Consider the following 2,634-nt stretch of genomic DNA (forward strand, 5'->3'; position numbering starts at 1 on the left):
CTCTTGAGCCGTTTGTTATGCAAATTCAATGAGATAAACTGAATTTACACGACCCAAAGCCACAATTGCAATGGTTGAGTGGCTCAAGAACCAACCCAAGTAGGAGCCGAGATAAATAAGCCGCCAAAACAAAGTCCACCTTTCAACAACCAACCAAGCTTTTGAATGAAACAAACTCAACGAGCGAAAACTTCAGCAAAAGCAAAATGCTCGATAAACTTGCCCTTTCCACATTTTGCGCCTGCCAAACTGACAACGCGCCAGCGCTAAAACCGATTGAGGCAAGCAAAGAACTTTGCCTGTTTTACGGTTTGAGTTGACCACGAATTTGAGGGTAAAAATGCTCATTTGCCGACAATACAAAACGAATGGCCGGAGAAATCCCAAAAGATTGAATCCCTAAATTTACCTGAGTTGCATAACGCCCGCTTAAGGGGCAGACAACGCTACTACCAAGCTTCCGCATAACACCGTAATCACACAAACCAACGCATAGTAAAAATGCCGTGCGTTGGCTGTCCCTCTTGAAGCGTTTGTTATGTTTCTGGCCAAGATGGGCGACTTAAGCCATAAATGGCATGGTCTACCACTCGACCATTTAAGTTTTCTGAACGAGTGATTATCCCCTCAAGCAGAAATCCTAAACGCTCACACACGTTTCGACTGGGCTGATTTTCCTTTGCAGCCGATATCTGAACTTTTTCCATATTCAAGTCGGTAAATGCAAAATCTATCAGTTTGAGCACTGACCTACTCACAATACCTTTACCTTGATATTCAGAACTTAACCAATAACCCATTTCCACTTTTTTCAGTTCATGATTAATACTGTTAAAACTGATGTTCCCAACCAATTTATCTTTATAAATCATGCTACAAACAAGCGATTTACCATCGGCATAGTCATGTAATGATCGGTTGATAAAACTTAGGAAGAACTCTTCGTTGTTTGCGTGAGGAGGCCAAGCTAGCCATTGGCTCAAATACTCACGCTCTCTGCTAACGATTTCGAGATAGTGAGGTGCAAATTTGTGAGAAACCAAAGCAAGCTTTAGGTCTGTATCAACATCCAATGTAAACATAATTTCCTCTTAGAAACATAACGCCCGCTTAAGGGGCAGCCAACGCTACTACTAAGCTTCCGCATAACACCGTAATCACAAAAACCAACGCATAGTAAAATACCGCGCGTTGGCTGTCCCTCTTGAAGCGTTTGTTATGTTTTGGGCCAATTGGTACGATTTAGACCATAAACAGCATGATCTACAACTCGGCCATTCAAATTTTCTGCGCAACTGATTATGCCCTCAAGCGAGAAACCTAAACGTTCACATACATTACGACTTGGAATATTTTCGCTCGCTGCTGATATCTGAACCTTTTCCATATCAAATTCAGTAAAAGCCAAGTCGGTCAGTTTTAAAACTGACTTACTCACGATACCTTTACCTTGGTATTCAGAGCTTAACCAGTAGCCAATCTCTACTTTTTTCAGTTGACGGTTAATACTGTTAAAACTGATATTTCCAACCAACTTATCTTGGTAAATCATCCCACAAACTAAGGATTTTCCATCAGCATAATCATGCAATGAACTTTTGATAAAGCTAAGAAAAAACTCTTCATTGCTTGCATGAGGAGGCCAAGCTAACCATTGACTCAAATATTCTCGCTCTCGACTGACAATTTCAAGATAGGCCGAAGCATACTTGGGAGTAACCAAAGCCAGTTTCAGATCGGTATCAACATCCAATGTAAACATGATTTCCTCTTAAAAACATAACGCCCGCTTAAGGGGCAGACAACGCTACTACCAAGTTTCCGCATAACACCGTAACCACAAAAACCAACGCATAGTAAAAATGCCACGCGTTGGCTGTCCCTCTTGAAGCGTTTGTTAGGTGAATTTATACCGCTGAAATATAAACACAAACCTCTCGTTCACCACCTTGCATACGAAGTGTTTGATTTTCTACGTAAGTAACACCAAGTTTATCGATAACTGACCTTGAACGATCATTGCCAACAAGATGCATGACCTTTAACTCTCGCAACCCATGACTTTCTTTTGCGTACTCAATTAAAGCCTTTGAAGCTTCTGTCGCATAACCTTGTCCCCAAAAATCGACGCCCAACCAATAACCCAAGATGCCTTGGCCATCTTTTAAGTTCGGCAAACTCACTGCACCAATAAGCTCTAACGATTCTTTAAGTACAATCGCATAAACAATACTCTCTCCGCTGGCAAAGCCAATTTCATGTGTTTCAATCCATGAAATTGCATCTGAAACTTCATAAGGGTGCGGTATGTTTGCCGTCATCTCTGCGATTCGTTTATCACCAGCCAATACTGATACTTGCTCTGCATCAGACAGCTCAAATGACCTAAGGATTAAACGTTCCGTTTCTAAAACTTGCTGCATTATTCCCCCAATTCACCTAACGCCCGGCTAAGGGGTTGACAACGCACCGCCGAACTCAAAAAACACACCGTAAACACTGAACTTCAATTTTGCACTAAAGTCGCCACGCGTTGGCAATCCCTCTTGAGCCGTTTGTTATGCAAATTCAATGAGATAAACTGAATTTACACGACCCAAAGCCACAATTGCAATGGTTGAGTGGCTCAAGAAC

Annotated in this window: 3 protein-coding genes; all 3 read right to left on the reverse strand. The window is 41.8% G+C overall.

Annotation, left to right across the window (positions count from 1 at the left end):
* Positions 1-536: 536 nt before the first annotated feature.
* The gene (locus B9J84_RS10795) at positions 537-1,082 is read right to left on the reverse strand and encodes a GNAT family N-acetyltransferase (RefSeq protein WP_094124111.1); all 546 of its coding nucleotides are present in this window, start codon (positions 1,080-1,082) and stop codon (positions 537-539) included.
* A 134-nt stretch (positions 1,083-1,216) separates the two neighbouring features.
* The gene (locus B9J84_RS10805) at positions 1,217-1,762 is read right to left on the reverse strand and encodes a GNAT family N-acetyltransferase (protein WP_013868587.1); all 546 of its coding nucleotides are present in this window, start codon (positions 1,760-1,762) and stop codon (positions 1,217-1,219) included.
* Positions 1,763-1,907: 145 nt separating this feature from the next.
* Positions 1,908-2,423 carry a GNAT family N-acetyltransferase gene (locus B9J84_RS10815; RefSeq protein WP_094124112.1) on the reverse strand — a complete coding sequence of 172 codons (516 nt, stop codon included), beginning with the start codon at positions 2,421-2,423 and terminating at the stop codon, positions 1,908-1,910.
* Between the last annotated feature and the right edge of the window lie 211 nt (positions 2,424-2,634).

The sequence above is a fragment of the Vibrio sp. V03_P4A6T147 genome, assembly GCF_002241085.1.
In the GTDB taxonomy this organism is placed as follows: Bacteria; Pseudomonadota; Gammaproteobacteria; order Enterobacterales; family Vibrionaceae; genus Vibrio; species Vibrio anguillarum.